This window comes from Streptomyces sp. P9-2B-2 (assembly GCF_030406865.1).
Taxonomy (GTDB): domain Bacteria; phylum Actinomycetota; class Actinomycetes; order Streptomycetales; family Streptomycetaceae; genus Streptomyces; species Streptomyces platensis.
Map to the genome: position 1 here is coordinate 4,563,526 of NZ_CP129126.1, position 24,809 is coordinate 4,588,334.

At 69.7% G+C, this 24,809-nt stretch carries 24 protein-coding genes and 2 tRNA genes; 13 read left to right on the forward strand and 13 right to left on the reverse strand.

Features of this window, described 5'->3' with window-relative positions:
* Nucleotides 1–91: 91 nt before the first annotated feature.
* Nucleotides 92–1,561 carry a DUF2252 domain-containing protein gene (locus QT196_RS19895; RefSeq protein WP_266737486.1) on the reverse strand — a complete coding sequence of 490 codons (1,470 nt, stop codon included), beginning with the start codon at nucleotides 1,559–1,561 and terminating at the stop codon, nucleotides 92–94.
* Nucleotides 1,562–1,727: 166 nt separating this feature from the next.
* Nucleotides 1,728–3,077 carry an ABC transporter permease gene (locus QT196_RS19900; RefSeq protein WP_290355343.1) on the reverse strand — a complete coding sequence of 450 codons (1,350 nt, stop codon included), beginning with the start codon at nucleotides 3,075–3,077 and terminating at the stop codon, nucleotides 1,728–1,730.
* A 181-nt stretch (nucleotides 3,078–3,258) separates the two neighbouring features.
* Between QT196_RS19900 and QT196_RS19905 the strand changes: the two genes are divergently transcribed.
* Nucleotides 3,259–3,693 carry a MarR family winged helix-turn-helix transcriptional regulator gene (locus tag QT196_RS19905; RefSeq protein ID WP_266737490.1) on the forward strand — a complete coding sequence of 145 codons (435 nt, stop codon included), beginning with the start codon at nucleotides 3,259–3,261 and terminating at the stop codon, nucleotides 3,691–3,693.
* A gap of 86 nt (nucleotides 3,694–3,779) precedes the next feature.
* Here QT196_RS19905 and QT196_RS19910 read toward each other — a convergent pair whose 3' ends face one another.
* On the reverse strand, nucleotides 3,780–4,142 hold the full coding sequence (locus QT196_RS19910; protein ID WP_168480384.1) for a helix-turn-helix domain-containing protein: 363 nt from the start codon (nucleotides 4,140–4,142) through the stop codon (nucleotides 3,780–3,782).
* A 125-nt stretch (nucleotides 4,143–4,267) separates the two neighbouring features.
* Between QT196_RS19910 and QT196_RS19915 the strand changes: the two genes are divergently transcribed.
* The gene (locus tag QT196_RS19915) at nucleotides 4,268–4,918 is read left to right on the forward strand and encodes an NAD(P)H-dependent oxidoreductase (RefSeq protein ID WP_290355344.1); all 651 of its coding nucleotides are present in this window, start codon (nucleotides 4,268–4,270) and stop codon (nucleotides 4,916–4,918) included.
* A 197-nt stretch (nucleotides 4,919–5,115) separates the two neighbouring features.
* Nucleotides 5,116–5,280 carry a hypothetical protein gene (locus QT196_RS39390; protein WP_211117384.1) on the forward strand — a complete coding sequence of 55 codons (165 nt, stop codon included), beginning with the start codon at nucleotides 5,116–5,118 and terminating at the stop codon, nucleotides 5,278–5,280.
* Nucleotides 5,281–5,469: 189 nt separating this feature from the next.
* Here QT196_RS39390 and QT196_RS19925 read toward each other — a convergent pair.
* Nucleotides 5,470–5,553, reverse strand: a tRNA-Leu gene (locus QT196_RS19925).
* 535 nt (nucleotides 5,554–6,088) lie between these two features.
* On the opposite strand from QT196_RS19925, the gene QT196_RS19930 reads away from it, so the two are divergent.
* The 6 genes from QT196_RS19930 to pknB all read left to right on the forward strand — a co-directional run bounded on the left by QT196_RS19930 (nucleotide 6,089) and on the right by pknB (nucleotide 14,183).
* On the forward strand, nucleotides 6,089–6,925 hold the full coding sequence (locus QT196_RS19930; protein ID WP_127152017.1) for a DUF3662 and FHA domain-containing protein: 837 nt from the start codon (nucleotides 6,089–6,091) through the stop codon (nucleotides 6,923–6,925).
* Between the two features lie 10 nt (nucleotides 6,926–6,935).
* The gene (locus QT196_RS19935) at nucleotides 6,936–7,466 is read left to right on the forward strand and encodes an FHA domain-containing protein (RefSeq protein ID WP_042151061.1); all 531 of its coding nucleotides are present in this window, start codon (nucleotides 6,936–6,938) and stop codon (nucleotides 7,464–7,466) included.
* Between the two features lie 132 nt (nucleotides 7,467–7,598).
* Nucleotides 7,599–9,161 (forward strand): Stp1/IreP family PP2C-type Ser/Thr phosphatase, encoded by a 1,563-nt coding sequence (locus QT196_RS19940; RefSeq protein ID WP_168480386.1) that lies wholly within the window; start codon nucleotides 7,599–7,601, stop codon nucleotides 9,159–9,161.
* Nucleotides 9,162–9,184: 23 nt separating this feature from the next.
* Nucleotides 9,185–10,570 carry an FtsW/RodA/SpoVE family cell cycle protein gene (locus tag QT196_RS19945; protein ID WP_168480387.1) on the forward strand — a complete coding sequence of 462 codons (1,386 nt, stop codon included), beginning with the start codon at nucleotides 9,185–9,187 and terminating at the stop codon, nucleotides 10,568–10,570.
* Nucleotides 10,567–12,036 (forward strand): penicillin-binding transpeptidase domain-containing protein, encoded by a 1,470-nt coding sequence (locus QT196_RS19950; RefSeq protein WP_168480388.1) that lies wholly within the window; start codon nucleotides 10,567–10,569, stop codon nucleotides 12,034–12,036. The genes QT196_RS19945 and QT196_RS19950 overlap by 4 nt, the downstream gene beginning before the upstream one ends.
* Before the next feature lie 146 nt (nucleotides 12,037–12,182).
* Nucleotides 12,183–14,183: a Stk1 family PASTA domain-containing Ser/Thr kinase gene (gene pknB / locus QT196_RS19955; protein ID WP_168480389.1), complete on the forward strand. Its 2,001-nt coding sequence runs from the start codon at nucleotides 12,183–12,185 to the stop codon at nucleotides 14,181–14,183.
* Nucleotides 14,184–14,348: 165 nt separating this feature from the next.
* Here pknB and QT196_RS19960 read toward each other — a convergent pair whose 3' ends face one another.
* From QT196_RS19960 to QT196_RS19985, 6 genes are all read right to left on the reverse strand, one after another.
* Nucleotides 14,349–15,089, reverse strand: a complete 741-nt coding sequence (locus QT196_RS19960) for a class E sortase (RefSeq protein WP_168480390.1) — start codon at nucleotides 15,087–15,089, stop codon at nucleotides 14,349–14,351.
* A 25-nt stretch (nucleotides 15,090–15,114) separates the two neighbouring features.
* Nucleotides 15,115–16,572 carry a class E sortase gene (locus QT196_RS19965; RefSeq protein WP_290355345.1) on the reverse strand — a complete coding sequence of 486 codons (1,458 nt, stop codon included), beginning with the start codon at nucleotides 16,570–16,572 and terminating at the stop codon, nucleotides 15,115–15,117.
* Nucleotides 16,569–17,225: an aminodeoxychorismate/anthranilate synthase component II gene (locus QT196_RS19970; protein WP_168480391.1), complete on the reverse strand. Its 657-nt coding sequence runs from the start codon at nucleotides 17,223–17,225 to the stop codon at nucleotides 16,569–16,571. The genes QT196_RS19965 and QT196_RS19970 overlap by 4 nt, the downstream gene beginning before the upstream one ends.
* Nucleotides 17,222–17,395, reverse strand: coding sequence for a hypothetical protein (locus QT196_RS19975; protein WP_168480392.1), 174 nt, complete (start codon nucleotides 17,393–17,395; stop codon nucleotides 17,222–17,224). The genes QT196_RS19970 and QT196_RS19975 overlap by 4 nt, the downstream gene beginning before the upstream one ends.
* A gap of 81 nt (nucleotides 17,396–17,476) precedes the next feature.
* Nucleotides 17,477–18,199 (reverse strand): class E sortase, encoded by a 723-nt coding sequence (locus QT196_RS19980; protein WP_168480393.1) that lies wholly within the window; start codon nucleotides 18,197–18,199, stop codon nucleotides 17,477–17,479.
* A 37-nt stretch (nucleotides 18,200–18,236) separates the two neighbouring features.
* Entirely contained in the window at nucleotides 18,237–19,007 is a 771-nt protein-coding gene (locus tag QT196_RS19985; protein WP_168480394.1) for a DUF881 domain-containing protein, read from the reverse strand.
* Between the two features lie 181 nt (nucleotides 19,008–19,188).
* On the opposite strand from QT196_RS19985, the gene crgA reads away from it, so the two are divergent.
* A complete protein-coding gene (gene crgA, locus QT196_RS19990; protein WP_168480395.1) occupies nucleotides 19,189–19,443 on the forward strand; it encodes a cell division protein CrgA in 255 nt (84 codons plus the stop codon).
* A gap of 235 nt (nucleotides 19,444–19,678) precedes the next feature.
* On the opposite strand, the gene QT196_RS19995 is transcribed toward crgA, so the two are convergent.
* Together QT196_RS19995 and QT196_RS20000 are read right to left on the reverse strand one after the other, a co-directional pair.
* The gene (locus QT196_RS19995; protein ID WP_168480396.1) at nucleotides 19,679–20,596 is read right to left on the reverse strand and encodes a rhomboid family intramembrane serine protease; all 918 of its coding nucleotides are present in this window, start codon (nucleotides 20,594–20,596) and stop codon (nucleotides 19,679–19,681) included.
* A 148-nt stretch (nucleotides 20,597–20,744) separates the two neighbouring features.
* Nucleotides 20,745–21,272 (reverse strand): peptidylprolyl isomerase, encoded by a 528-nt coding sequence (locus tag QT196_RS20000; RefSeq protein WP_168480397.1) that lies wholly within the window; start codon nucleotides 21,270–21,272, stop codon nucleotides 20,745–20,747.
* A 319-nt stretch (nucleotides 21,273–21,591) separates the two neighbouring features.
* Between QT196_RS20000 and QT196_RS20005 the strand changes: the two genes are divergently transcribed.
* Nucleotides 21,592–22,302: a DUF5324 family protein gene (locus QT196_RS20005; protein WP_168480398.1), complete on the forward strand. Its 711-nt coding sequence runs from the start codon at nucleotides 21,592–21,594 to the stop codon at nucleotides 22,300–22,302.
* A 173-nt stretch (nucleotides 22,303–22,475) separates the two neighbouring features.
* Here QT196_RS20005 and QT196_RS20010 read toward each other — a convergent pair.
* A tRNA-Ala gene (locus QT196_RS20010) sits at nucleotides 22,476–22,548 on the reverse strand.
* 127 nt (nucleotides 22,549–22,675) lie between these two features.
* Between QT196_RS20010 and QT196_RS20015 the strand changes: the two genes are divergently transcribed.
* Complete coding sequence (locus QT196_RS20015; RefSeq protein WP_042151031.1) at nucleotides 22,676–23,224, forward strand: transcriptional regulator; 549 nt, start codon at nucleotides 22,676–22,678, stop codon at nucleotides 23,222–23,224.
* A 41-nt stretch (nucleotides 23,225–23,265) separates the two neighbouring features.
* Entirely contained in the window at nucleotides 23,266–24,756 is a 1,491-nt protein-coding gene (locus tag QT196_RS20020) for a serine/threonine-protein kinase (protein WP_168480399.1), read from the forward strand.
* The last annotated feature ends 53 nt before the right edge of the window (nucleotides 24,757–24,809 follow it).

Genomic DNA, 24,809 nt, shown 5'->3' on the forward strand with positions numbered 1-24,809 from the left:
CCGGCCCCCACCGGACAACAGCCCCACCGCTAGCCGCGCGCCCCGACCAACCCCAGCCCCGCCCCGAGCCCCGCCTCGCCCCGCTCTCCCCTCACACCCCCATCTCTGCCGCGATCCGTCCGTTCTTCACCGCTGTGGTCAGGGCCGTGTGGTCTGCTTCCGTGCGGTTTGCGTAGGAGACCGCGAAGGTCGCTATGGACTCGTCGAGTTCTTCGTTCTTGCCGCAGTAGCCGGCCAGCAGGCGCGGGTCGACGCTGTGTGAGTGCGCTCGGGCCAGGAGGGCGCCGGTCATCCGGGCGTAGTCGTCCATCTGGTCGCCGGAGAGCTGCGTCGGGTCCACGCTGCCCTTGCGGTTTCTGAACTGGCGGACCTGGAAGGGCAGCCCGTCCCGCAGGCCGTTGGCCACGTCCGCACCGCCAGCGCCGCCCGTGCCACCCGGGCCACCAACCCCCGACGACGCCATGCCCGGCACCGTCGTCCAGCCCAGCAGGATGTCGCTGACCACCTGCATCCGGCGCTGGCCGAGGACCACCCGGCGGCCCTCGTGCACCACCGACGGCACCGGGAAGCCGGCCTTCTCCACGAACGGAGCCAGCACCGAACCGCGTGCCTCCTTCATCTGAAGGACCAGCGGTTCGCCCCGGTGGTCCAGCAGCAGCACGACATACGACCGCAGGCCCACGCTGCCCGTGCCGACCACACGGAAGGCGACATCGTGCACCGCGTACCGGGCCAGCAGGGGCAGCCGGTGCTCGGCGATCGTGTCCAGATAGCCGGTGAGGGACGCGGCCACGGCTGCGGCCTCCGCGTCCGGCACCCGCCGCAGTACCGGCTGCGCGTCCACGAAACGGCGGCCGCCGTCCGCCGTCGGCTCCGTCGCCTTGGCCGCGAACCGCGCGCTGGTGTTCTTACGGGCCTTCTCCGCGACCTGCTCCAGCGTTCCCAGCAGATCCCGGGCGTCGGTGTGCGAGACCAGTTCTTCGTCGGCGATCGCGTTCCACGCCTCGACGGCCGGCAGCTTGGCCAGCAGCCGCATCGTGCGCCGATAGGAGCCCGCCGCGTCCTGCGCCGCCTTACGGCAGTCGTCCTCGTCGGCGCCCGCTTCCCGGCCCGCCAGCACCACCGACGCCGCGAGCCGCTTCACATCCCACTCCCACGGCCCGTGCAGGGTCTCGTCGAAGTCGTTGAGGTCGATGACGAGGCCGCCGCGTGCGTCGCCGTAGAGGCCGAAGTTGGCGGCGTGCGCGTCCCCGCAAATCTGTGTGCCGATGCCGGTCACCGGGTCGACGGCCAGGTCGTACGCCATCAGGCCGGCGGAGCCGCGGAGGAAGGCGAAGGGGCTCGCGGCCATCCGGCCGACCCGTATCGGCGTCAGCTCGGGCAGCCGGCCGGCGTTGGACTCCTCGACCGCCGCGACCGCGTCCGGCCGCCCGTCCGCGATCGACAGCCCGGCCTGCTCGGCACGCGGGAGCCGCTCCCGCAGCGCCCGCCCCACCGCCTTGGGCGACGGTCCCTGGGCATCCTGACGGGCAAACCCCGGTACGTACGGCACACGCGGCATAGCGGGCCACCTCCCCCTTCACGACCTGTGTTCTTGATGTCCCTGCGCTTCAGTGTCGCTGTGTTCTGCGCTCGTCCGCGCGCCGGGCGCTGCCGGCTTCCGACGCCCATGACGTTACCGACGTCCCCGCGCGGCCCGCAGAGCCTGTGGATAACTCTTCGGACCGCTACACGCCCACCGCCTCTTCCAGTTCCTCTTCCAACTCCCCTTCCAGTGCTGCGGTGGCATGCGCGGACCCGTGGCCCGCTCCCGTCTCCGCGCCGCCGGCCGACCGGCCGCTCCGAACCGGTTCCGGCACCGTCGCCGCCACCGCGGCCGCCGCCACCGCCGCGGCACGGGCCGCCGTCTCCGCCTCCGCGGTACGCCGCCGCTTCTCTGCCAGCGCCGCCACACCGATCACCGCCAAGCCCGCGATCAGCCACCCCACCAGCGTCCAGACGTGTCCCGCCAGGCCGTGGCCGTCGAAGTAGACATGGCTGCGGACGCCTTCCACGAAGCCCGCACCGTTCCAGAAGGCGTGCAGCGCTGCGAAGAATCCGTTCTGCATCTCGGGGCGGTAAATCCCACCGGAGGACGTGAAGTTGAGCATCACGAAGAGGATCATCACCCCGAGCGTCGTCCAGCGCTTGAGGAAGATGTGCAGGCCGGTGCCGATCAGCAGAACGCCCGCCGAGTAGAGCCAGGCCACGCCCCACAGCCCGCCGAGACCGTGGTCGACCAGGTGGAAGACGGGACCGGCGAACGCCGTCCCGATGAGGCCGACGACGAAGGAGGTGCCGATGGCCAGCGCCGTCCGCAGCCGGAGCGGCAGCACGGCTCCGGCGCCGCCGATCACCGCGACCGACGCGTATGAGCCGATGCTGATGGCGACCAGCAGGAAGAAGACGCCCTGACCGGTCGGGTCCTCCTCGGCGGTGGGCGCCACGTCCGTGACCTTCAGCGGCGCGCCCTGTTGCGCCGCGATCGGGGTGAAGACCTTCTGGACGACGGTTGCGCTGGTGTCGGAACCGGCCGTCGCCACCAGCAGCTCGGGCACCGGCTTCCCGGAGCGCGCCGCCCCACCGCCCCTGTCCCTGCCCACCGACCCACGCGACGTAGTCGACCCACCCGACGGGCCCTCCGCCCCCGACGCATCCACCGCGTCAGACGCACCCTTCGTGCCCTTCGCACCCTGCGCCCCCTCCGCAGGGATCACATACGCGCCAAAGATGTCCTGATGCTTGAGCCGATCCACCGCCGCCGCCCGATCGCCGACGGTCCGTACCTCCAGGTCACCGCCCGCCTTGTCGTTGATCGACTGGGCGAGCAGTTGGGCGCTCCGGCCGGATCCGACGACCGCCACGGGCAGATGGTGCGGCGCGGGGTGAGCGAAGGCCCCCAGGTACGCCAGACCCATCCCGATGCACATCAGCAGCGGCGTGATCAGGTGCGTCAGGACGTGACGCAGCCCGTTGGCGTGGGCGGCGCGCGCGGGACGGTGCGCGCTTCGGTGGTCGGGACGTCGGACCGTGCTCATGGGCCAGGCCTTCCGCTCGTCGGCTCAGCTGTCCGTCGGCTCAGCGGTCGCCACAGGGGCCGGTTTTCGCATCCCCCGGACCCGCGACACCTGGAGGGGCCGCGAGCCAGTAGCCAGCAGTTGGCAATTACAACTCTCTAATTGCGTTGTACTATACAACTACCTCTACGAAAGGCAACCCGTGGCTCACCGCGAGGACTCCGTCGAGACCATCCAGCAGGAGATGACCGCGTTCGCCCGCCGGGCCCGCGCGACCGCCGCCCGGATGCATCCCGAGCTGTCACTGGTCTCCTACACCCTGCTTGCGCACCTCGATGACCAGCAGGGATGCCGCGCCACGGACCTCGCGGCGCACTACTTCCTGGACAAGTCCACGGTCAGCCGGCAGATCGCCGCGCTGGAGAGGCTCGGATTCGTCGAACGCCGCGTCGACCCGGAGGACCACCGCGTCCAGGTGCTGCACCCCACCGAGAAGGGCGACCGGGTGCTCGCCAACGTCACCGCCAGCCGGCGCCGGGCATTCCACGAGCGGCTGGCCGACTGGGACGAGGAAGATCTCGACCGCTTCGCGACCTACCTGCGCCGCTACAACGCCGCCCAGGAACGACTGGGGTAAGGCGCCTGCCTAAGGACACCCGCCCGAGCACGCGCCCAAAAGCGGAGGCCGCCACACGACCCGTCGGCCGCCTCGACCCGCGACGCCTACTTCCGGAACCGCTCCGGACACTGCCCGCCCTCGGCGAGATAGGTCTCCGCCCAGCGCCCCAGCTCCTTGAGCGCGGGCTCCATCGCCAGACCGGCCTCCGTCAGCCGGTAGGAGACGCGCAGCGGCGGCCCCGCGTCCACCTCGCGGACGAGCAGGCCCGTGGACGCCAGCTCCATGAGGCGGTCGGAGAGCATCCGCTCACTGATCCCGGGGATGGCCCGCCGCAGATCGGCGAAGTGGACCGGGCCCGGCATCAGGGTGGCGACGATCAACCCCGTCCAGCGCTTCCCGAACAGCTCGAAGACGCGCGTCATCTTGCCGTCGACCTGCCTGCACATCGCCTCGCCGTGGTCCGCCATACACCCAGAGTACCGCCTTCTCGTTGGCTACTGCGGAAAAGTAAGTTACTGTGCTATCAATAGTGACGTACGGAATTCAACCAGTGGTCGAGCCCAGCCCGGCCGCCTATGGAAGGACCGATCCCATGGCCACGCTTCTGCTCATCGACTCGTCCGTATTTCCCGAGGGCGGCTCCGCCTCCCGTTCGATCACCGCGGCCTTCCGCAAGGCCTGGGAGGAGCAGCACCCCGACGGCACTGTGATCCACCGCGATCTGGCCGCCGATCCGCTGCCGCACCTCGACGGTGCCGGCGCCTCCGCCGCCTTCTCCGACCCGGCCACCCACACCCCCGAGCAGCAGGCGGCCTTCGCCCTGCGCGTCGAGCTCGCCGAGGAGCTGGAGCGGGCCGACGCGATCGTCATCGGCGCGCCGATGTACAACTTCACGATCCCCTCCACGCTCAAGGCGTGGCTCGACCAGGTGATCATCATGGGACGCACGGCGGGTGAGCAGCCGTCGGCCAAGGGCACCCCGGTCACCGTCGTCGCCAGCCGTGGCGGTTCCTACGCCCCGGGCACGCCCCGTGAGTCCTTCGAGTACGTGCAGAACTACCTGGCGGCCGTGTTGAACGGCGGGATGGGCCTGGACGTCGACTTCATCGTCCCGGAGCTGACCATGGCCCCGAACAACCCGGCGATGGCCGAGCTGGTCCCGCTGTACGAGACCTCCCGCGACAAGGCACGCGAGGACGCGGCGGCCAAGGCCAAGGCCCTCGTCGCGCGCCTCGCCGCCTGAGCCCGGCCGGTACACCGAGCGGGGCGCGGGCGGCGCACGGCTGCCCGCGCCCGATGCAGCCACCTCCCGGCGGGCGCCCACCGGGAGAGCGCGCCGCCCAGTCGCCCCACCTCACGCCCGCCCTGGGGCGCCGAAGTCCGACCCCCGCGTGCACACTTCAGGAAGGCCTCACTCTCGCCGCGGCCGACCGCGGCGGCATGCTGCTGCGCCGCCCCACCGCCGACTACCCCGGCGCCCGCGACCTCACCTTCGTCCCCATCACCGGCCTGCCGGGCTCGGTCCTGGGCCTGGCCCACCACACCGCCCGGGAAAACACCCGCGTCCGCGCCTTCCGTACGGCCGTCACCGATTTCGCCGGGTAACGGAGGCAACGGCGAGGGCGGCAACGGGTCCGGCGAGGGCGCCGGAAGGGTGCGGATGTGACGTAGGCCTCAACAGCCTGGCTGAGGGCTGCCGGCAGAGCCCCGCACCCGTGACATAGGCAACAAGTGACGAACACAACGAAAGACCCCCGGTCGCCGGATTTCTCCGGAGACCGGGGGTCTCATCTGTGCGCGAGGGGGGAGTTGAACCCCCACGCCCTTTCGGGCACTGGAACCTGAATCCAGCGCGTCTGCCTATTCCGCCACCCGCGCATGGGTGCTGCCGATTGATTCTCTCACGTGATCCGGGCTGTTCCGTCCGGGTCTTGTGCGAGCGCCTTCCGACATCCAGAACACTAGCACGCTGTCAGGGGGGACTTCACACGCCTTTTCCCCGGTCCCCGCCCTGCGGCAACCCGGGGCGGCACCCCTCCTCACCCCGGGCATTCGCCGCGCGCTGCCCCTAGGGGTCACACTCGCCGTAGCCGCAATCAGGGTGCGGGCCGACCGGTCCGCCTCGGGGCCGGCCGACCCGGCCGGTCCCGCGTGATGTCCGACTCCGGGCCCCGCCCGGCCGGAGTGGTCGGCGGTTGCGGGACACTGTCTTCGGGGCACATCTACGATCGCAGTGCACGAGCACTGGACAAGGAGCAGACAAGCACCGGGCAACCCTGTGAGGGGCGACACTCGTCCTCAAGGCGGGAAAGGGGAACCAGCCGATTTCCCTACGCGTGGATACGATCAGTAAGCAGTATCAGGACGACTCGATCAGGACGACCCCGACGAAGACTGAGGAAGGAGGTGCCCCGTGGGAGTACTGAAGCGTTTCGAGCAGCGTCTCGAAGGTCTCGTCAACGGCACCTTCGCCAAGGTGTTCAAGTCCGAGGTGCAGCCCGTTGAGATCGCCGGCGCGCTGCAGCGCGAGTGCGACAACAACGCCACCATCTGGAACCGCGACCGCACGGTCGTCCCCAACGACTTCATCGTCGAGCTGAGCACCCCCGACTACGAGCGGCTGAGCCCCTACAGCGGGCAGCTCGGCGACGAGCTCTCCAGCATGGTCCGCGACTACGCCAAGCAGCAGCGGTACACCTTCATGGGCTCGATCAAGGTCCATCTGGAGAAGGCCGACGATCTCGACACCGGCCTGTACCGCGTGCGCAGCCGCACGCTCGCCTCCAGCTCGTCGCAGGAGCAGCCGGGCCCGGCGGCGGCCGACCGGCGCTCCACCGCGGCGCCCCGCGGCGGCCAGCCCGGCGGCGGCCATGTGAGCCCGCCCCCCATGCCTTCGTCCCCGCCTCCCGGCGGCGCACAGTCCGTACCCCGTACGGCACCGCCCGGTGCAGGACCGCAGCCCCACGCGCAAACCAGGCGCTGGATCGAGATCAACGGCACCCGCCACCAGATCTCGCGACCCACACTCGTGCTGGGTCGCAGCACCGACGCCGACGTACGGATCGACGACCCGGGTGTCTCCCGGCGTCACTGTGAGATCCGGGTCGGAACGCCCCCCATGGTCCAGGACCTGGGCTCCACGAACGGCATCGTGGTGGACGGGCAGCACACCACTCGCGCTAATCTCCGCGACGGCTCGCGGATTGTCGTGGGCAGTACCACCATCGTTTACCGGCAAGCCGAAGGGTGAAGCGGGGGCAATGTCAGAGCTGACCCTCACGGTCATGCGGTTGGGTTTCCTCGCCGTACTGTGGCTGTTCGTCATCGTGGCCGTTCAGGTCATCCGCAGCGATCTGTTCGGCACACGCGTCACACAACGCGGTGCCGCCCGTCGCGGCGGTCAGGAAGCGCGTGCGCAGCGCCAGGCTGCCGCGCCGCCACAACAGCAGCGCCGCCAGGAAGGCGGCCGCGGCAACAACAACCGGCAGCGCCGCGGAGCGCCCACGAAGCTCGTGGTCTCCGAAGGCTCGCTGACCGGCACCACCGTCGCCCTCCAGGGCCAGACCATCTCTCTGGGCCGAGCGCACGACTCCACCATCGTGCTGGACGACGACTACGCATCCAGCAGGCATGCCAGGATCTACCCGGACCGTGACGGCCAGTGGATCGTCGAGGACCTCGGTTCCACCAACGGTACGTACCTGGACCGGACCCGACTGACGACCCCGACACCGATTCCGCTGGGAGCCCCGATCCGCATCGGCAAGACCGTCATCGAGCTGCGGAAGTAGTACGACAATGAGCGAGCGGAGCGAGCGAGCCGCGACGGTCCACTCGGCGGACCCGGGCGGGCTCCCGACCGGAGGGTGGGCAGTGTGGCTCGAAGAGACCGGCTGTACCCCGAGCCGACGGGTGAGGTGCGCATGAGTCTGTCACTGCGCTTCGCCGCCGGATCGCACAAGGGCATGATCCGCGAGGGCAACGAGGACTCCGGCTACGCCGGGCCCCGGCTGCTCGCCATCGCCGACGGCATGGGCGGCCAGGCCGCCGGTGAGGTCGCCTCCTCCGAGGTGATCTCCACCCTCGTCCAGCTCGACGACGACGTCCCCGGCTCCGACCTCCTCACCTCGCTGGGCACGGCCGTCACACGCGCCAATGACCAGCTGCGGGAGATGGTCGAGGAGGACCCCCAGCTGGAGGGCATGGGCACGACCCTGACCGCCCTGCTGTGGACCGGGCAGCGGCTCGGCCTCGTCCACGTCGGCGACTCGCGGGCGTACCTGCTGCGCGACGGCGTCCTGACCCAGATCACCCAGGACCACACCTGGGTGCAGCGGCTGGTCGACGAGGGCCGGATCACCGAAGAGGAAGCCACCACCCATCCGCAGCGGTCGCTGCTGATGCGGGCGCTGGGCAGCGGCGATCATGTCGAGCCCGATCTGTCGATCCGCGAGGTGCGGGCCGGCGACCGGTATCTGATCTGCTCGGACGGGCTGTCCGGGGTGGTCAGCCACCAGACGCTGGAGGAGACCCTCGCCAGCTACCACGGTCCGCAGGAGACGGTGCAGGAGCTGATCCAGCTCGCGCTGCGCGGCGGCGGACCCGACAACATCACCTGCATCGTCGCCGACGTCCTGGACGTGGACGGCAACGAGACGCTGGCCGGCCAGCTCAACGACACCCCGGTCATCGTCGGTGCCGTCGCGGAGAACCAGAACCAGCTCAGCGACCCGAGCACGATGCAGACACCCGCCGCCCGGGCCGCCGAACTCGGCCGGCCCGGCGGGTCGAACCCGGGTGCGCCCGGTGGCGCCTTCGGGCCGCCCGGCAGCGGTGACCAGGAGGTCGGCGGACCGCCGCAGGGCTCGTTCGGCGCGTTCATGGACGAGGACTTCGTCAAGCCGCGGCGGCGCGGGCGGTGGATCAAGCGGTCGCTGCTCATCGCGCTGGCGCTGGCCGTCGTGGGCGGCGGCTGCTACGCGGGCTACAACTGGACGCAGACCCAGTACTTCGTCGGTGCCAAGGACGACCACATCGCGCTCTACCGGGGTATCAGCCAGGATCTCGCGTGGATCAGGCTCAATGATGTGGACGAGGACCACCCCGAGATCGAACTCAAGTACCTGCCGCTGTATCAGCGCAACCAGGTCAAGGAGACGATCGCGGTCGACAATCGCACGCAAGCGGGCGAAAAAGTCACCGAGTTGAGTAAGCAGGCCAACGCCTGCCGTAGTAAGGAGCAGCGGGAAGCCGCCGAGCGTGATGCGGCGCGCCACCCTGGCCACGGCCAGACGGGCACGCCGAGCAAGCCGGGTTCCCCGTCCGCGTCGCCGAGCCACCGGCCCGGCAGCACCGGCGGGAACAGCGGTACCGGCACGGCCAGCCCGCTGGCGGCGACCACGTCTCCGTCTCCCACAGCCACTCCCAGCCAGGCCCCTTCCCAGGAGCAGCAGAAGCTGGAAAAGAATTGCAGCACCCAGCAGTGAGGGCGTAGGGGGCCGTAGATCTCATGAGCAGCAGCACCACCAACACCACCACCATCGGCACCATCGGAGCCCCGAGCCGCCGCAACACCGAACTCGCGATGCTCATCTTCGCGGTGCTGATTCCGGTGTTCGCGTACATCAACGTCGGTCTGGCGAAGGACGGTACGGTGCCGGCCGGTGTGCTGGGCTACAGCCTCGGGCTGGGCCTGCTGGCGGGCGTCGCGCATCTCGTCGTCCGCAAGTGGGCGCCGTACGCCGACCCGCTGATGCTGCCCATCTCCACCCTGCTCAACGGCCTGGGCCTGATCTTCATCTGGCGGCTGGACCAGGAGCCGTCGCTGGGCAAGGCGATGGCGCCCAACCAGCTGATGTGGTCGACCCTCGGCGTCGCCTTCTTCCTCGCCATCCTGATCTTCCTCAAGGACCACCGCGTCCTCCAGCGCTACACCTACATCTCGATGGTGGTCGCGCTGGTGCTGCTGGTGGCGCCGATGTTCTTCCCCGGCGTGAACGGCGCGAAGATCTGGATCACGATCCCGGGTCTCGGCTCGCTCCAGCCCGGTGAGTTCGCGAAGATCATCATCGCGATCTTCTTCGCCGGCTATCTGATGGTGAAGCGGGACGCGCTGGCACTGGCCAGCCGCCGCTTCATGGGGCTCTACCTCCCCCGCGGCCGCGACCTCGGCCCGATCCTCGTCATCTGGGCGCTGAGCCTGATGATCCTGGTCTTCGAGACCGACCTCGGTACCTCGCTGCTGTTCTTCGGCCTGTTCGTCGTGATGCTGTACGTGGCGACCGAGCGGACCAGCTGGATCGTGTTCGGTCTGCTGCTCAGCGCGGGCGGCGCGGTCGCGGTGGCGACCTTCGAGTCGCACGTCCAGACCCGTGTCCACAACTGGCTCAACCCGCTGGAGCTGCTCAACGGCGGTGTCACCGAGACCGCCCAGGCCATGTACTCCTTCGGCTCCGGCGGCATCCTCGGCTCCGGACTGGGCCAGGGCTACTCCCGCCTCATCCTCGGTATCGCGCCGAAGAGTGACTACATCCTCGCCACGGTCGGCGAGGAGGTCGGGCTCGCCGGACTGATGGCCATCCTGCTGCTGTACGGCCTGCTGATCGAGCGCGGTATCCGTACGGCGCTGGCGGCCCGCGACCCGTTCGGCAAGCTGCTGGCGATCGGCCTGTCCGGTGCCTTCGCCCTTCAGGTCTTCGTCGTCGCCGGCGGTGTGACGGGCCTGATCCCGCTGACGGGTATGACGATGCCGTTCCTCGCCCAGGGTGGCTCGTCCGTGATCGCCAACTGGGCACTGGTCGCCATCCTGCTGCGGATCAGTGACACCGCGCGCCGCCCGGCGCCGGCCCCCGCCCCCTCCACCGACGCCGAGATGACCCAGGTGGTCCGTCCGTGAACAAGCCCCTGCGCCGGGTCGCGATCTTCTGCGGCCTGCTCGTCCTCGCCCTGCTGGTCCGCGTCAACTGGGTGCAGTTCGTCCAGGGTGACGAGCTCAAGAACGACCCGCACAACCGCCGGGTCGCCATCGAGCGCTACAGCACCCCGCGCGGCAACATCATCGTGGACGGCAAGGCCATCACCGGCTCCACGACCACCGACAGCGGCGACTTCAAGTACAAGCGGACGTACAAGAACGGCAAGATGTGGGCGCCGGTCACCGGCTACGCCTCGCAGGCCTTCGACGCCAACCAGCTCGAGAAGCTCAACGACGGCATTCTCAGCGGCACCGACGACAGGCTCTTCTTCAGCCGCACGGTCGACATGTTCACCGGCAGCAAGCAGAAGGGCGGCAACGTGGTGACCACCCTTGACGCCAAGGCCCAGAAGGCCGCCTTCGACGGTCTCGGCAACCAGAAGGGCGCGGTCGCCGCGATCAACCCGGAGACCGGCGCGATCCTGGCCCTGGCCAGCACCCCGTCCTACGACCCGTCCACGTTCGCCGGGATGAGCAACAAGGACGCCGAGGCGTACCTCGCGCTCCAGAAGAACAAGAACCCCGACGAGCCGATGCTCAACCGGGCGCTGCGCCAGACCTACCCGCCCGGCTCCACCTTCAAGGTCGTCACGGCCTCGGCCGCTCTGGAGAACGGTCTCTACGACGGCGTCGACTCCAACACCCGGTCGCCGCTGCCCTACACGCTCCCCGACACCTCGGGCATCGAGCTGAAGAACGAGGGCAACATCCCCTGCAAGAACGCCACCCTGCGGGAAGCGCTGCGGGTGTCCTGCAACACCGTGTTCGGCAAGATCAGCGCCGACCTCGGCAACAAGAAGATGATGGCCGAGGCGGAGAAGTTCGGCTTCAACAACCCGGGGATCAACACCCCGGTCCGTGCCTCGGAGAGCATCTTCCCCAAGGACAACCGGCCGCAGAACGCGATGGCGGGCATCGGCCAGGCCTCCAACCGCGCCACGCCGCTTCAGATGGCCATGGTCGCCTCGGCGGTCGCCAACGGCGGCAAGCTGATGAAGCCGTACATGGTCGACTCGCTGGTGGCGCCGAACCTCAATGTGGTCCAGCAGCACACTCCGCAGGAGATGAGCCAGCCGCTCAGCCCGGAGAACGCGCAGAAGGTCCAGAGCATCATGGAGACCGTGGTCAAGTCGGGCACGGGAACCGCCGCCCAACTCCCGGGCGTCACAGTCGGCGGTAAGACCGGTACCGCGCAGCACGGCGAGGACAACAAGGACAATCCGTACGCCTGGTTCATCTCCTACGCGAAGACCGACAAGGGCACCCCGGTCGCGGTGGCCGTCGTCATTGAGGGATCCGACACGCTCCGCGATGACATCGCCGGCGGCAGGCTCGCAGCTCCGGTCGCGAAGGACGTCATGCGGGCGGTACTCGAAGGCGAGAAGTGACGCGGATCATGCCAATACCGGTCACGTATCAGGTTGCGGCTCCGGCCCGGTCCGGTACGGCGTGGCGGGTACGGTATGCCCGGACAGCACACCGCCGGACCACACACCGGTGCGGTCGGGACTGACGGAGAGGGCTGGAGAAGCTTATGGAAGAGCCGCGTCGCCTCGGCGGCCGGTACGAGCTGGGCTCGGTGCTCGGCCGCGGTGGCATGGCCGAGGTGTACCTCGGCCATGACACCCGCCTGGGCCGCACCGTGGCTGTGAAGACGCTGCGGGTGGACCTCGCCCGTGACCCGTCCTTCCAGGCCCGGTTCCGCCGTGAGGCCCAGTCGGCCGCCTCGCTGAACCATCCGTCGATCGTCGCGGTCTACGACACCGGCGAGGACTACGTCGACGGTGTCTCGATCCCGTACATCGTCATGGAGTACGTGGACGGCTCCACACTCCGTGAGCTGCTGCACTCCGGCAGAAAGCTGCTGCCCGAGCGCTCGCTGGAGATGACCACCGGTGTCCTCCAGGCGCTGGAGTACTCCCACCGGGCCGGCATCGTCCACCGCGACATCAAGCCGGCCAACGTCATGCTGACGCGCACCGGCCAGGTCAAGGTCATGGACTTCGGTATCGCCCGGGCCATGGGTGATGCCGGGATGACCATGACGCAGACCGCGGCGGTCATCGGTACGGCCCAGTACCTCTCGCCCGAGCAGGCCAAGGGCGAGCAGGTCGACGCCCGCTCCGACCTGTACTCCACCGGCTGTCTGCTCTACGAGCTGCTCACGGTACGGCCGCCGTTCGTCGGTGACTCACCGGTCGCGGTGGCCTATCAGCATGTCCGCGAGGAGCCGCAGAAGCCGAGCAACTTCGACCCCGAGATCACGCCGGAGATGGACGCCATCGTCCTGAAGGCGCTGGTCAAGGACCCGGACTACCGCTATCAGTCGGCCGACGAAATGCGTGCCGACATCGAGGCGGCGCTGGACGGCCAGCCGGTCGCGGCGGCCTCCGCGATGGGCGCGGCCGGCTACGACCAGGACCAGCCGACCACCATGCTGCGTCCGCAGGACCCGGCCGGCCAGACCTCCATGCTTCCGCCGATGAACCAGGACGACGGGGGCTACGGCTATGACGACCGCGGCGACCGCCGCCGCGGTGGCGGCCAGAAGAAGAGCAACACCTCGACGATCCTGCTGGTGATCGCGGCCGTCCTCGTCCTGATCGGTGCGATCTTCATCGGCAAGGCGATGTTCAGCAAGACCAATGGGGGCGGCAGCACACCGGTGCCCAGCCTCATCGGCAAGTACTTCAAGGAAGCCAAGGCGTCCGGCCGGAACGGCGGCTTCAAGGTGTCCGAGGGGGGCCGCAAGGCCTGCGACAACGTCAAGAAGGGCCAGGTCACCGCGCAGACCCCGGAGGCCGGCGGCGAGGTCGACAAGGATGAGGCGGTCAAGGTCACGCTGTGCACCGGGCCCGTCAAGGTCACCGTTCCGGACGTGGAGGACTTCTCCTACAAAGAGGCCGTCGACCGCCTCAAGCGCAAGGGCTTCACGAACGTCCGGCAGGTCAAGAAGGAATCCGACCGGAACCCGGGCACCGTGATCGCCCAGAATCCCGAGCCCCAGAGCGAGGCGGCCAAGAGCACGCAGATCGTCCTCACCGTTGCTCAGGAGTCCCCGAAGGCAAACGTCCCGGACGTCAAGGGCCAGGACTTCGCGGCTGCCGAGAAGCAGCTGACCACCATCGGCTTCAAGGTCGAAAAGATCGAACAGGACGTCCCGGACCCGACCCAGGTCGGCAAGGTCCAGAGCCAGAGCCCCGACGGAAACACCCCGGCCAAGCTCGGCTCCACCGTGACCCTCACGGTCGGCAAGGCGGGGGCGCAGACGCCGGTCCCGGGTGTCGTCGGCCAGACGGTGAAGGACGCGAAGAAGGCGCTCCAGCAGGCCGGCTTCACCAACATCCAGTTCGCCGGCGGCAGTTCGCCGGACGACAACGCCCGCGTGGCCGCCCAGGACCCGCAGCCGACGACCCCGTCCGACCCCAAGACCACCACCGTGACGCTGACCACCATCGGTGGCGGGGGCGGCAACGGGAATGGCGGCAACGGCGGCGATGACGGCGGCGGCTTCATCGGCGGACCGTTCGGCTAGCAGCCCGGCCGCTTCGGCCCGGCAGACACGAAGCCCCGGCAGCCCCTCAGAGGGCGCCGGGGCTTTCTGCTGCGCGGAGGCGGAGGTTCCTGGCCCTGCCGGGAAGTGCCGGGGCTCTGCCGGGGAGCGCCGGAGCCTCCTGGGAAGCTCTGCGGCCCGCGCGGCCTAGCGGAGTTCCTTCGGGGGCGTGCGCTCCGCGTCGACCTTCTCGGTCCGCTCCAGTTCGCCCCAGACGATATAGCGGTAGTTCGAGGTGTAGACCGGGGTGCAGGTCGTGAGGGTGATGAAGCGGCCCGCCTTGCGCTTGCCGGATTCCTTCGGGATGTCGTCGAGGACGTCCACGTTGTACTTCGAGGTCTCCGGCAGGGTCGCGAAGACCTTGTAGACGTACCAGGTGTCCTTGGTCTCGAAGACGATCGGGTCGCCGTCCTTGAGCTTGTCGATGTTGTGGAACTTCGCGCCGTGGCCGTCGCGGTGCGCGGCGAGGGTGAAGTTGCCCTTCTTGTCCTCGGGCAGCCCCGACTTGACCGGCTTGGTGTAATAGCCGGCCACCCCCTCGTTGAGGATCTCGGAGTCGGTGCCCTTCTCGACCAGCACCTCGCCGTTATTCATCGCCGGTACGTGCAGGAAGCCGATGCCGTCCTTGGTGTCCAGCTCGCCCGGCCCCTTGGGCCCGTGGCTCGCCCAGTGCCGGCGCACCTGGTCACCCTGCTTGTGCGCTTCGCGGTCGGCGAGGACGTTGGTCCACCACAGCGAGTAGGCGACGAACAGGCCCAGGATCAGCCCGACCGTGATCAGCAGCTCACCGATGACGCTGACGATGGAGGCGATGGCCCGGCGCACCCGGCGCGGCTTGAGTGGCGGCGCGGACCGGTCGCATGCCTCGTCGTTTCCGGTGGCAGTCACCGCGTAGCACCCCTCTTATGTTTGCTCAGCCGGCGAGCGCATCCGGTTTGCCCTTGCTCCGCGGCCGCTCGTCGACCATCTTGCCCCAGACGATCATCCGATAGGTACTGGTGAACTCGGGGGTGCAGGTCGTCAGGGTGATGTAGCGGCCGGGCCCGGTGAATCCCGAGCCGGGCGGCACCGGGCCGATCACGCTGGTGTTGCTCGGCGACGTCTGCGGGAGGATGCTCTCCATCTCGTACGTGTAGTACGAGCTCTTCGTCTCGACGATGATCTTGTCGCCCTTGGTCAGCCGGTTGACGTAGCGGAACGGCTCACCATGCGTGTTGCGGTGGGCGGCCACCGCGAAGTTGCCCTTCTTGTCCCAGGGCATCGCGGTCTTGATCCCGCTGTTCTTGTCGTAGTGACCGATCAGGCCGTGGTCCAGCACCTTGTGCTTGTCGATGCCCTCGGCTATCGGCGCCTTCACATCCAGCTTGGGGATATACATGATCCCGAAGCGCTCGCCGTCCGCGAGGTTCTTCTTCTCGCCGCCGCCCTTGTCCCATTCGTGCTGCAGGTTGTTGGCGGCGCCGCCGGCCTCCTGCTCGGCCAGCACATTCGTCCACCAGAGCTGATAGGTGACGAACAGCAGCATCAGCACGCCGAGGGTGATGAACACCTCGCCCAGCGCGCGGCTGGCGATCAGGCTGGGGCTGTCCTTGGCGGCTCGTGCGGCCTGCCGGGCCTCCAGCCGGGACATGGGGGCGGAGGCCGGTTCGGAAGTGGAAGCAGCGGCGGCTGTAGCGGCGGCGGCTCCCCCGTGGCGTCCGCGTCTGCCGCCCCGCTTGGCGGCCTCCTGAGCGGCCTTGCGCCGGGCCGCCCGGCCCCCGGGCGCCGGGGTCCCGGTCGCGGTTTCACGTGAAACCGGCGCGACGGTTTCACGTGAAACGCCGTCTCCGTCGGGCTTCTCCGCCTGCCGCAGCGCCATGGTCTCGTCGTCCCGCCGCGACGCGGGGGCAGCGGGCCCGGTCGGAGCGGGGCTCACGGCCGGAGTCGGGCCCACCCGCGGAGCGGGGGCCGGTGACGCCGGTGCCTCCGGGGCGGCTTCGCGCCGGGATATCGACTCGGCGGTGGCGGGGCGGGGGACGTAGCCGGAACCGTACGCCTGGCCCTGGGCGGCCGTCTGAGGGCCGTACGCCTGCGGATCCGGCCGGGACGGCCCTTCGGGCTCCAGATGCGGCCGGAACCACGGTGAGCCCGGCCTCCCGCCCTCCTGGGCGGGTTTGCCCCGTCGGCGGCCACGGCCCGGCTGTCCGTACGGACCGGGTGCGGGTGCCGGGGGCGCCTGGCCCGGCAGCGGATCGGTCAGCGGGTCGGCCAGCCCCTCCACCGCCGCCTCGAACGGATCGGGCTGCCGGTACGGGTCCTGCGGAGTGGACGACCGGTCCGGCTCGTTCGGCTCGTAGGATCTCCCTTCACGTTCCGGGCGCAGAGCGGTCACCCGCCTGCCTTGCCGACCACCGGGGCCAGCCCCGTCGAGCGCTCCACCGCCCCCTTGTCACCGCATTCGACGAGCCAGTTGGCCAGCATTCGGTGCCCCCACTCCGTCAGGACCGACTCGGGGTGGAACTGGACGCCCTCGACCGGGAGTTCGCGGTGCCGCAAGCCCATGACGATCCGTCCGCCGGGGACGTCCTCGGCCTCCGTCCAGGACGTGACGATCAGTTCGTCGGGGACGGTGTCCGGCTCGACGGCCAGGGAGTGATAGCGGGTGGCGGTGAAGGGAGACGGCAGCCCGGAGAAGACGCCGACGTCGTCGTGGTGGACCAGCGAGGTCTTGCCGTGCAGCAGCTCAGGGGCGCGGTCCACCACGCCGCCGTACGCGACCGCCATCGACTGCATGCCCAGGCAGACGCCGAAGACCGGGACGCCGGTGTCCGCGCAGTGCCGGACCATGTCGACGCAGACGCCGGCCTGCTCGGGGGTACCGGGGCCGGGCGACAGCAGCACCCCATCGAAGCCGTCCTGGGCGTGCCGCGTCGCGACCTCGTCGTTGCGCAGCACCTCGCATTCGGCACCGAGTTGGTAGAGGTACTGGACGAGGTTGAAGACGAAGCTGTCGTAGTTGTCGACGACGAGAATCCGTGCGGTCATCGGGCGGCCATCCCTTCATCGACAGTGACGTCATTGAAGGGGAGCAGCGGCTCCGCCCACGGAAAGACGTACTGGAAAAGCACGAAGACGACCGCCAGCGCGAGCACCAGGGAAATCAGCGCTTTCACCCATGTGTTGCCCGGCAGATGCCGCCAGATCCAGCCGTACATGCTGTCGCTGTCCCCTTGCCGATGCCGATGACGATGTCGATTGCGACACCAGAGTAAGGGGCGAGGGCGGGCCCAGGTGGGTCAGCCGGTCAAAGCCGATGGCCTTCCCTGTGCCACGGGTTGGGTGGAATCCAGGTGTGCCCAGGCGATCAGCCGGTGGCTGTGGCCCCATTCCGGCTCGCAGGTGGTCAGCGTGAGATAGCGCCCGGGGCCGTTGAAGCCGGACTTCCGCGGTACCGGGTCGATCACCCCGGTGTCGCCGGGCAGCGTCGTGTAGGGCCGGTGGTCGATGCGGTAGGTGAACCAGGTCGTGCCGTCGGTCAGCACCACCGCGTCGCCGGGGCGCAGCCGCGGGAAGTCCTTGAAGGGGTCGCCATAGGTGCGGCGGTGGCCGGCGACGGCGAAGTTGCCGATCTCGCCGAGACGGGCGGTGCGGGCGTAGTGGCCGAGGCCCCGCTTGAGGGTGTCGGTCGCGGTGCCTTCCAGGACGGGCTTGGTCCAGTCGGCGCCCAGGCGCGGGATGTACATGACGGCGAACGAGGTGCCCGGGGTGGAGCGGCGGGGCGGCTCCACCGGAGTGGCGTCGCCGTCGGGGGCCGGTGTGCGGTCGGGGGCGGTGACCCGGCCCGCGGACCACTGGTCCCGGAGCCTGCCGATCTCGCCGTCCATGGCGCTGTCGGCCTGTACGCCGGTCCAGAAGAGGAGGTAGGCCACGAAGAGCACGATCAGCGCGCCGACGGTCACACAGATCTCGCTGAGCGTCCGCACGATCCACCGCACCGTTGTCCGGCCCCGCAGCGTCATCCGGCCCCGCCCCTCCCCGGCGCCCGCGGCGTGCGGGCTACGGCTTCACAGGCTGTGCGTAGTGGAGATCCACTGTGCCGGAGTAGCCGGGAAGAGTCACCGCCTCGTGCTGGTCGACTTTCCAGCCCAGGCCGTAGGCGTTCACGTACTGGAGATAGTTCTGGATGGCGGGGGACGCGGTCAGCGCGTTGATGAGGGCCTCGCGGTTGCCGACGGCGGTGACCTTGTACGGCGGGGAGTAGACCCGGCCCTGGAGGATCAGGGTGTTGCCGACGCAGCGCACCGCGCTGGTGGAGATCAGCCGCTGGTCCATGACCTTGATGCCCTTGGCGCCGCCGTGCCACAGGGCGTTCACCACGGCCTGGAGGTCCTGCTGGTGGATGACCAGGTCGTTGGGCTGCGGCTCGGGCAGCCCGGGGATCTTGGCGGTGGCGTTGGGCGGGGCATCGGTGAGCGTGACCGTCACGCCCTGCCCCTTCACCGGCTTGGTGCCGGCGTTCTTCTCCAGCGCCTTGAGCTTGGCCTCCTCGGCCCGGGAGCTGCCGTTGTCGCGCTGTGCGAGCGCGTCGACCTCGTCCCGCAGAGTGGCGTTACGGTCGTCCTGGGCACCGTTTTTGTGGCTGCGTTCCTGGATGAGGTCGGACAGCCGCAGCATCGAATCGTCCGAGCGCAGATTCGTGCCCCGCGCGGTGTCGAAGCTCAGCCAGAACAGCAGCCCGGCGAGCGCGAACACGACCAGAGTGAGGAGCCGTACGGGCCGCAGGCGGGAACGGGTGGGGCGGTCGGGGGAGTCAGCGGAATTGCTCAACGTACCCTTACTCCTTACGACGCCACGGAAGCACTACGCTAACGGACGCCCGGGAAAGGAATCCGCTCCCCACCACGTCCGTGCCCTGGCGTACACCTCGTACCTCCCCCGCGGATGGGGGCACCGCCCGCTCGAGCGACCACGAGGGCGGGGGAGCAGCGCATCGACAGGAGAGTTCCTCGTGCCGAAGTCACGGATCCGCAAGAAGGACGACTTCACGCCGCCGCCGGCGAAGACCACCACCCTGAAGATGAACTCAGGCCGTGGCTGGGTGGCGCCACTGATGTTGGCGATGTTCCTCATCGGGCTGGTGTGGATCGTGATGTTCTACGTCTCCGAGGGCGATCTGCCCATCGCCGCCATGGGCAACTGGAACATCGTGTGCGGCTTCGGCTTCATCGCGGTGGGCTTCGGCGTATCCACGCAGTGGAAGTAGCGCAAGCCCTGCCCAAGGCCATCCACACGGTTATCCACAGCCGGGGAAAACTTCAGAAGATCTGTGGATAACCCTCCGGAGGTTGACGCCGGTGTGATCGGCGGCACCCGCTGCCAGGCTGCGGCTCCCCCGTTCCTTGCTGGGGAAACGCAGCCCGGAGCGGAGCGGAAGGAAAGTTCCGCACAGCATGCACAAGATCGGCCACGCACTGTGGACAACGTGCCGGTACGGACTCTCAGCCCACCAGCTGAAGAGTCCGTACCCACACCACCGCGATGACCGCCAGGAACGCCACCGCGCAGGTCGCGGCGTGCACCAGCGTCCGGCGGTCGCGCGGCGCATGCACCATTCCGAACGCCACCGCGGCGCCCACCACCAGGCCGCCGACATGGGCCTGCCAGGCGATGTTCGGCCACAGGAACGTGAAGGCCAGGTTGATGCCGAGCAGGATCAGCACCGGCTTCATGTCGTAATTCAGCCGCCGCAGGAGTACGGCCGTCGCACCGAGCAGCCCGAAGATCGCGCCGGAGGCGCCCAGCGAGGGCTGGCCCGGCGCGGCGAGGAGATACGACAGGGCGCTGCCGCCCAGACCGGCGAGCAGATAGAGCGCGATGAACCGCACCCGACCGAGCGCCGCCTCCAGCGGCGGGCCCAGCCACCACAGCGAGAGCATGTTGAACGCGAAGTGCGCGATCTGCTGGTGCAGGAACATCGCGGTCAGCAGGCGGTACCACTCGCCCTCGGCGACACCGATGAGCTGATACCGGCTCGGGTCGGCGGCCAGCCCGAGCAGATCGAGCCGGTTGACCAGCGGACTCAGGTCGCCGCCCGTCGCCAGCACGGCGACGAACACGGCGGCGTTGAGGCCCAGCAGGATCTTGGTGATCAGCCGCGGATCGGCCGCGATGGTGCCGCCCGCGATCGTGCGCGGTGCGGCGGCCTGCGGTGCGTGACCGGTGCCGGCACCGCCCCGTACACACTCCGGGCACTGGAAGCCGACCGAGGCACTGACCATGCACTCGGGGCATATGGGCCGGTCACAGCGGGTGCAGCGGATGCCGGTGGGGCGATCCGGGTGGCGGTGGCAGCCTGGCAGGCCATCGTCATCCCGCGCGTCCTGCGGCTCCTTCGGGCTGCCTGGCACCTGGTCCATCCGTCCCTCGTCCTCTTCTCCGTCCGGGCGCGTCAGCGCTGCGCCTTCCGCCCGGCCTTCGCCCGTGGACGAGCGTCGCGCCCCGCCTGATGTACGACCGGGCGGGGCGCAATGGTTCCCCGGATCCGTCCGGGGCCGACGACGCGGGTCAGCGGGACTCGATGGCCACCGACTCGATCACGACGTCCTGAAGCGGACGGTCGGTGCGCGGGTTGGTCTGGGTGGCGGCGATGGCGTCGACGACCTTCTTGCCCGCCTCGCTGCTGACCTCACCGAAGATGGTGTGCTTGCCGGTCAGCCACGCGGTGGCCCCGACGGTGATGAAGAACTGCGAGCCGTTGGTGCCCGGCCCGGCGTTGGCCATGGCCAGCAGGTACGGCTTGTTGAAGGCCAGGTCGGGGTGGAACTCGTCCCCGAACTCGTAGCCGGGGCCGCCGGTGCCGTTGCCCAGCGGGTCGCCGCCCTGGATCATGAAGCCGCTGATCACCCGGTGGAAGACGGTGCCGTCGTAGAGCCGGTCCGTGGACTTCTTCCCGGTCGCCGGGTGGGTCCACTCCCGCTCGCCCTGGGCGAGCTCGACGAAGTTCTTGACCGTCTTCGGTGCATGGTTCGGCAGGAGCCGAATCTCGATGTCGCCCTGATTCGTCTTCAGGGTGGCGTAGAGCTGCTCAGCCACGTTCTACCTTCCATAAGTCTTCGCTGACGGTTCCTGATCCTCGCATGGACCGGCCCGCCGAAGGCCTCCGCGCGGCCCGTGCGCGCCGTCCGGCCCGCACCTCTTGCCGGTTTTCGTGCGGATTTCCAGCGCCCGGAGCGGCAAATCGTGGCATTGTCGTCACCAAGACTCCGGAAGGTCCGCAATGACCCGGATGCCCGCTCGCACATGCCGTACGACCCATGAGCGGGCATGATCTTCAAACGGGTGGACAGGCGACAGAGAAGACACGGGGGACCAACCCCCAAGCCCCGGACACGCCACCGAGGAGGAGGATCCCGTGACCCGCAAGAAAAGCGTGCGCGCCGCGACCGATACGGCCAAGGACAGCGTGCGGCACGCAGCGGAGGTGGTGGCTCCGTATGCCGGTACGGCCAAGGAAGCCGCCGTGCACTTCGCTCACGAGGCCCGCACACGAACGGCTCCCAAGGTGGCCGAGGCCGCTCATCAGGCACGTGCGCAGTACGAAGCGCATCTGCACCCGCGTATCGAGCACGCCCGAGGCACGCTGCCGCCCAAGGTGGACGCCGCGGCGACCCGGGCCGCCTGCCGGACCCGTAAGGCGGCCCGCCAGGCTGCCGACTACACGGCACCGCGGCTGGAGCACGCGGTGACCCACGCCCGCGCCGCGGCCGAGCCGGTCCGCGACGAGGCCGTCGCCCGCGGTGCCGCCGCGCTCGCCGCACTCCGCGGCCAGGTGACGGCCGCCGAGATCGCCAAGCTCCAGAAGAAGCACAGCCGCCGGGCCAAGTGCGGCAAGCTCGCCAAGCGCCTCACCGTGCTGGGCATCCTGGCCGGCGGGGCGATCGCCGCCTGGAAGTGGTGGGACAAGCAGGCCAACCCGGACTGGCTGGTCGAGCCGCCGGCTCCCACCGAGGTCAGCGACCGCGGCCGGCTGAGCGCGGTCGACGGCAGCGAGGGCGCCGCGCTGGACCCCGACGTCCAGGCCAAGCAGGCCGAGGCCGATGAACGACGCGGCGGCACGGCCTGACACCGGAGCGCCGGACACCTCACCGGGCCGGGCCCGTCACCCCAGCGAGGGCGGCGGTCCCGGCCCGGTCGCGTACGGCGGACGCCGCCGGCGCCAAGCGCGGCCAACTCTCCGTCAGAACCAGAAAAGCCCTCCTGACCAGCGATTTCGCCGATCGGAAAGGCTTTGAGGAGTGGAGCCTAGGGGAGTCGAACCCCTGACATCTGCCATGCAAAGACAGCGCTCTACCAACTGAGCTAAGGCCCCTTCGCGGACCAGGGTACCCGGTGTCCGACCGCTTTCCCGACCGGGTATCGCCGCGCACCGTTGCTCTCCGTAGGATGCTTCGCGAGATTCGCGGCAGCGAAGCGATCGGGGAGACAGGGGAGACGGTATGGACTCAGCACAGCAGGAAGCCACCGCGCGGGCCCGGGAGCTCCAGCGCAGTTGGTACGGGGAGCCTCTGGGTGCGCTGTTCCGCCGTCTCATCGACGATCTCGGTCTGAACCAGGCCCGGCTGGCCGCTGTGCTCGGCCTGTCCGCCCCGATGCTGTCCCAGCTGATGAGCGGGCAGCGCGCGAAGATAGGCAACCCGGCCGTGGTGCAGCGGGTGCAGGCGCTGCAAGACCTGGCCGGACAGGTCGCCGACGGCAGCGTCAGCGCCGCCGAGGCCACCGACCGCATGGAAGAGATCAAGAAGACGGCGGGCGGTTCGGTGCTGAACAACACCGCGCAGCAGACGTCGTCGACGGGGGCGACCACCGTGCGGCGCGTGGTGCGGGAGATCCAGTCGCTGCTGCGGTCGGTCGCCGACGCCGGGGACATCATCGATGCGGCGAACACCCTCGCCCCGGCTCACCCCGAACTGGCAGAGTTCCTCCGGGTCTACGGTGCCGGTCGCACCGCGGACGCGGTCGCCCATTACGAGGCGCACCAGAGTTAGCCACAGGGGACGTCGCGGATTCGGACAGCGGACGGGGCGCAATGGGTGAGGTCTTCGCCGGTCGGTATGAGCTGATCGACCCGATCGGGCGGGGTGGGGTGGGCGCGGTCTGGCGCGCCTGGGACGCCCGGCGCCGCCGCTACGTCGCCGCCAAGGTGCTGCAACAGAGCGACGCGCACACCCTGCTGCGCTTCGTCCGCGAACAGGCACTGCGGATCGACCATCCGCATGTGCTGGCCCCGGCGAGCTGGGCGGCGGACGACGACAAGGTGCTGTTCACCATGGATCTGGTGAACGGCGGCTCGCTGGCGCATCTGATCGGGGATTACGGCCCGTTGCCGCCGCGGTTCGTGTGCACGCTCCTGGATCAGCTGCTGGCCGGGCTGACCGCGGTGCACGCGGAGGGGGTGGTACACCGCGACATCAAGCCGGCGAACGTGCTGCTGGAGGCCACCGGCACCGGGCGGCCGCATCTGCGGCTGTCCGACTTCGGTATCGCGATGCGCAAGGGCGAGCCACGGCTCACCGAGGCCAACTACGTGGTGGGCACGCCCGGTTACTTCGCCCCCGAGCAACTGCTGGGCGCCGAGCCGGACTTCCCGGCGGACCTGTTCGCGGTCGGCCTGGTCGCGCTCTATCTGATCACCGGCACCAAGCCGGACGCCGAGGCGATGAGCCGGCACTTCACCCAGCACGGCATCCCGAACGCGCCCGAGGGCGTCCCGGAGCCGCTGTGGCAGGTGCTGGCCTCCCTGGTGCACCCGGATCCGGAAGCGCGGTTCAAGACGGCCACCGGGGCGCGGAAGGCGATGCTGTCGGCCGTCGAGCTGCTGCCGGACGCGACGATCGAGGAAGAGATCGTCGAGGTCTTCGACCACATAGGGCCGCTGCCGGCCGGCTTCGGGCCGGACGGGCCGCTGCGTCCCAGGGGCCCGGCGGGACCCGCGACGGCCGGCGCCACCACGGGCACCGGGGCCACCGGACAGGTCTCCATGTCGGACACCGGCAGCTTCCAGCTCGCCCCGCCGGAGCCGAGCACCCCGCCGACACCCACGCCCACCCCGATGCCGATGGCCACGCCGGGCAGCACGTACACAGGCCACGGCGGCACGTACACGGGCCATGGCAGCACGCCCACCGGTCACGGCGACACCCCCACGGGCCACAGCGGCACCTTCACGGGCCACGGCGAGGCCGTCCTCGGCCACGGCGGTGCGCCCACCGGCTACGGCACCCCGGCCGGACAGCCCGCCTCGTCCGGCATGCCGCTCCCGGCACCGGCGCCGCCCCCGGCGCCCGCGTACGAGCCGACGGCCGCCGCGCACCCGGAACGGTCCGCGACCCGCCCCTACACGGCGGGCCCGCTCCCGGTCCCCGGGCAGCCCCCGGCAGGCACCGCCGTCACCATGCCGTCCCCGGCACACCCCGCCCCGTACAGAAAGCCGGGCCCGCCCGCGAAGGTCGCGGTCCCGGTGCTGATCGTGGCGTTGCTGTGCATCGCGGTCGGCGTATGGGCCCTGATCGCCGCCTGACGCGCCGCCACGGGGCCGGTGGGGCCGAGGTGCACCCGGCCCCGCCGGGGACC

What these genes read in the sequence shown, in the direction of transcription:
- QT196_RS19940 (WP_168480386.1), top strand. Translation starts at nt 7,599, where the DNA reads ATGAGTCTGTCACTGCGCTTCGCCGCCGGATCGCACAAGGGCATGATC.
- QT196_RS20020 (WP_168480399.1), top strand. Translation starts at nt 23,266, where the DNA reads ATGGGTGAGGTCTTCGCCGGTCGGTATGAGCTGATCGACCCGATCGGG.
- QT196_RS19995 (WP_168480396.1), bottom strand. Translation starts at nt 20,596, where the DNA reads ATGGACCAGGTGCCAGGCAGCCCGAAGGAGCCGCAGGACGCGCGGGAT.
- QT196_RS19915 (WP_290355344.1), top strand. Translation starts at nt 4,268, where the DNA reads ATGGCCACGCTTCTGCTCATCGACTCGTCCGTATTTCCCGAGGGCGGC.
- QT196_RS19970 (WP_168480391.1), bottom strand. Translation starts at nt 17,225, where the DNA reads ATGACCGCACGGATTCTCGTCGTCGACAACTACGACAGCTTCGTCTTC.
- QT196_RS19975 (WP_168480392.1), bottom strand. Translation starts at nt 17,395, where the DNA reads ATGTACGGCTGGATCTGGCGGCATCTGCCGGGCAACACATGGGTGAAA.
- QT196_RS19945 (WP_168480387.1), top strand. Translation starts at nt 9,185, where the DNA reads ATGAGCAGCAGCACCACCAACACCACCACCATCGGCACCATCGGAGCC.
- QT196_RS39390 (WP_211117384.1), top strand. Translation starts at nt 5,116, where the DNA reads ATGCTGCTGCGCCGCCCCACCGCCGACTACCCCGGCGCCCGCGACCTC.
- QT196_RS19980 (WP_168480393.1), bottom strand. Translation starts at nt 18,199, where the DNA reads ATGACGCTGCGGGGCCGGACAACGGTGCGGTGGATCGTGCGGACGCTC.
- QT196_RS19910 (WP_168480384.1), bottom strand. Translation starts at nt 4,142, where the DNA reads ATGGCGGACCACGGCGAGGCGATGTGCAGGCAGGTCGACGGCAAGATG.
- QT196_RS19900 (WP_290355343.1), bottom strand. Translation starts at nt 3,077, where the DNA reads ATGAGCACGGTCCGACGTCCCGACCACCGAAGCGCGCACCGTCCCGCG.
- QT196_RS20015 (WP_042151031.1), top strand. Translation starts at nt 22,676, where the DNA reads ATGGACTCAGCACAGCAGGAAGCCACCGCGCGGGCCCGGGAGCTCCAG.
- QT196_RS19895 (WP_266737486.1), bottom strand. Translation starts at nt 1,561, where the DNA reads ATGCCGCGTGTGCCGTACGTACCGGGGTTTGCCCGTCAGGATGCCCAG.
- pknB (WP_168480389.1), top strand. Translation starts at nt 12,183, where the DNA reads ATGGAAGAGCCGCGTCGCCTCGGCGGCCGGTACGAGCTGGGCTCGGTG.
- QT196_RS19935 (WP_042151061.1), top strand. Translation starts at nt 6,936, where the DNA reads ATGTCAGAGCTGACCCTCACGGTCATGCGGTTGGGTTTCCTCGCCGTA.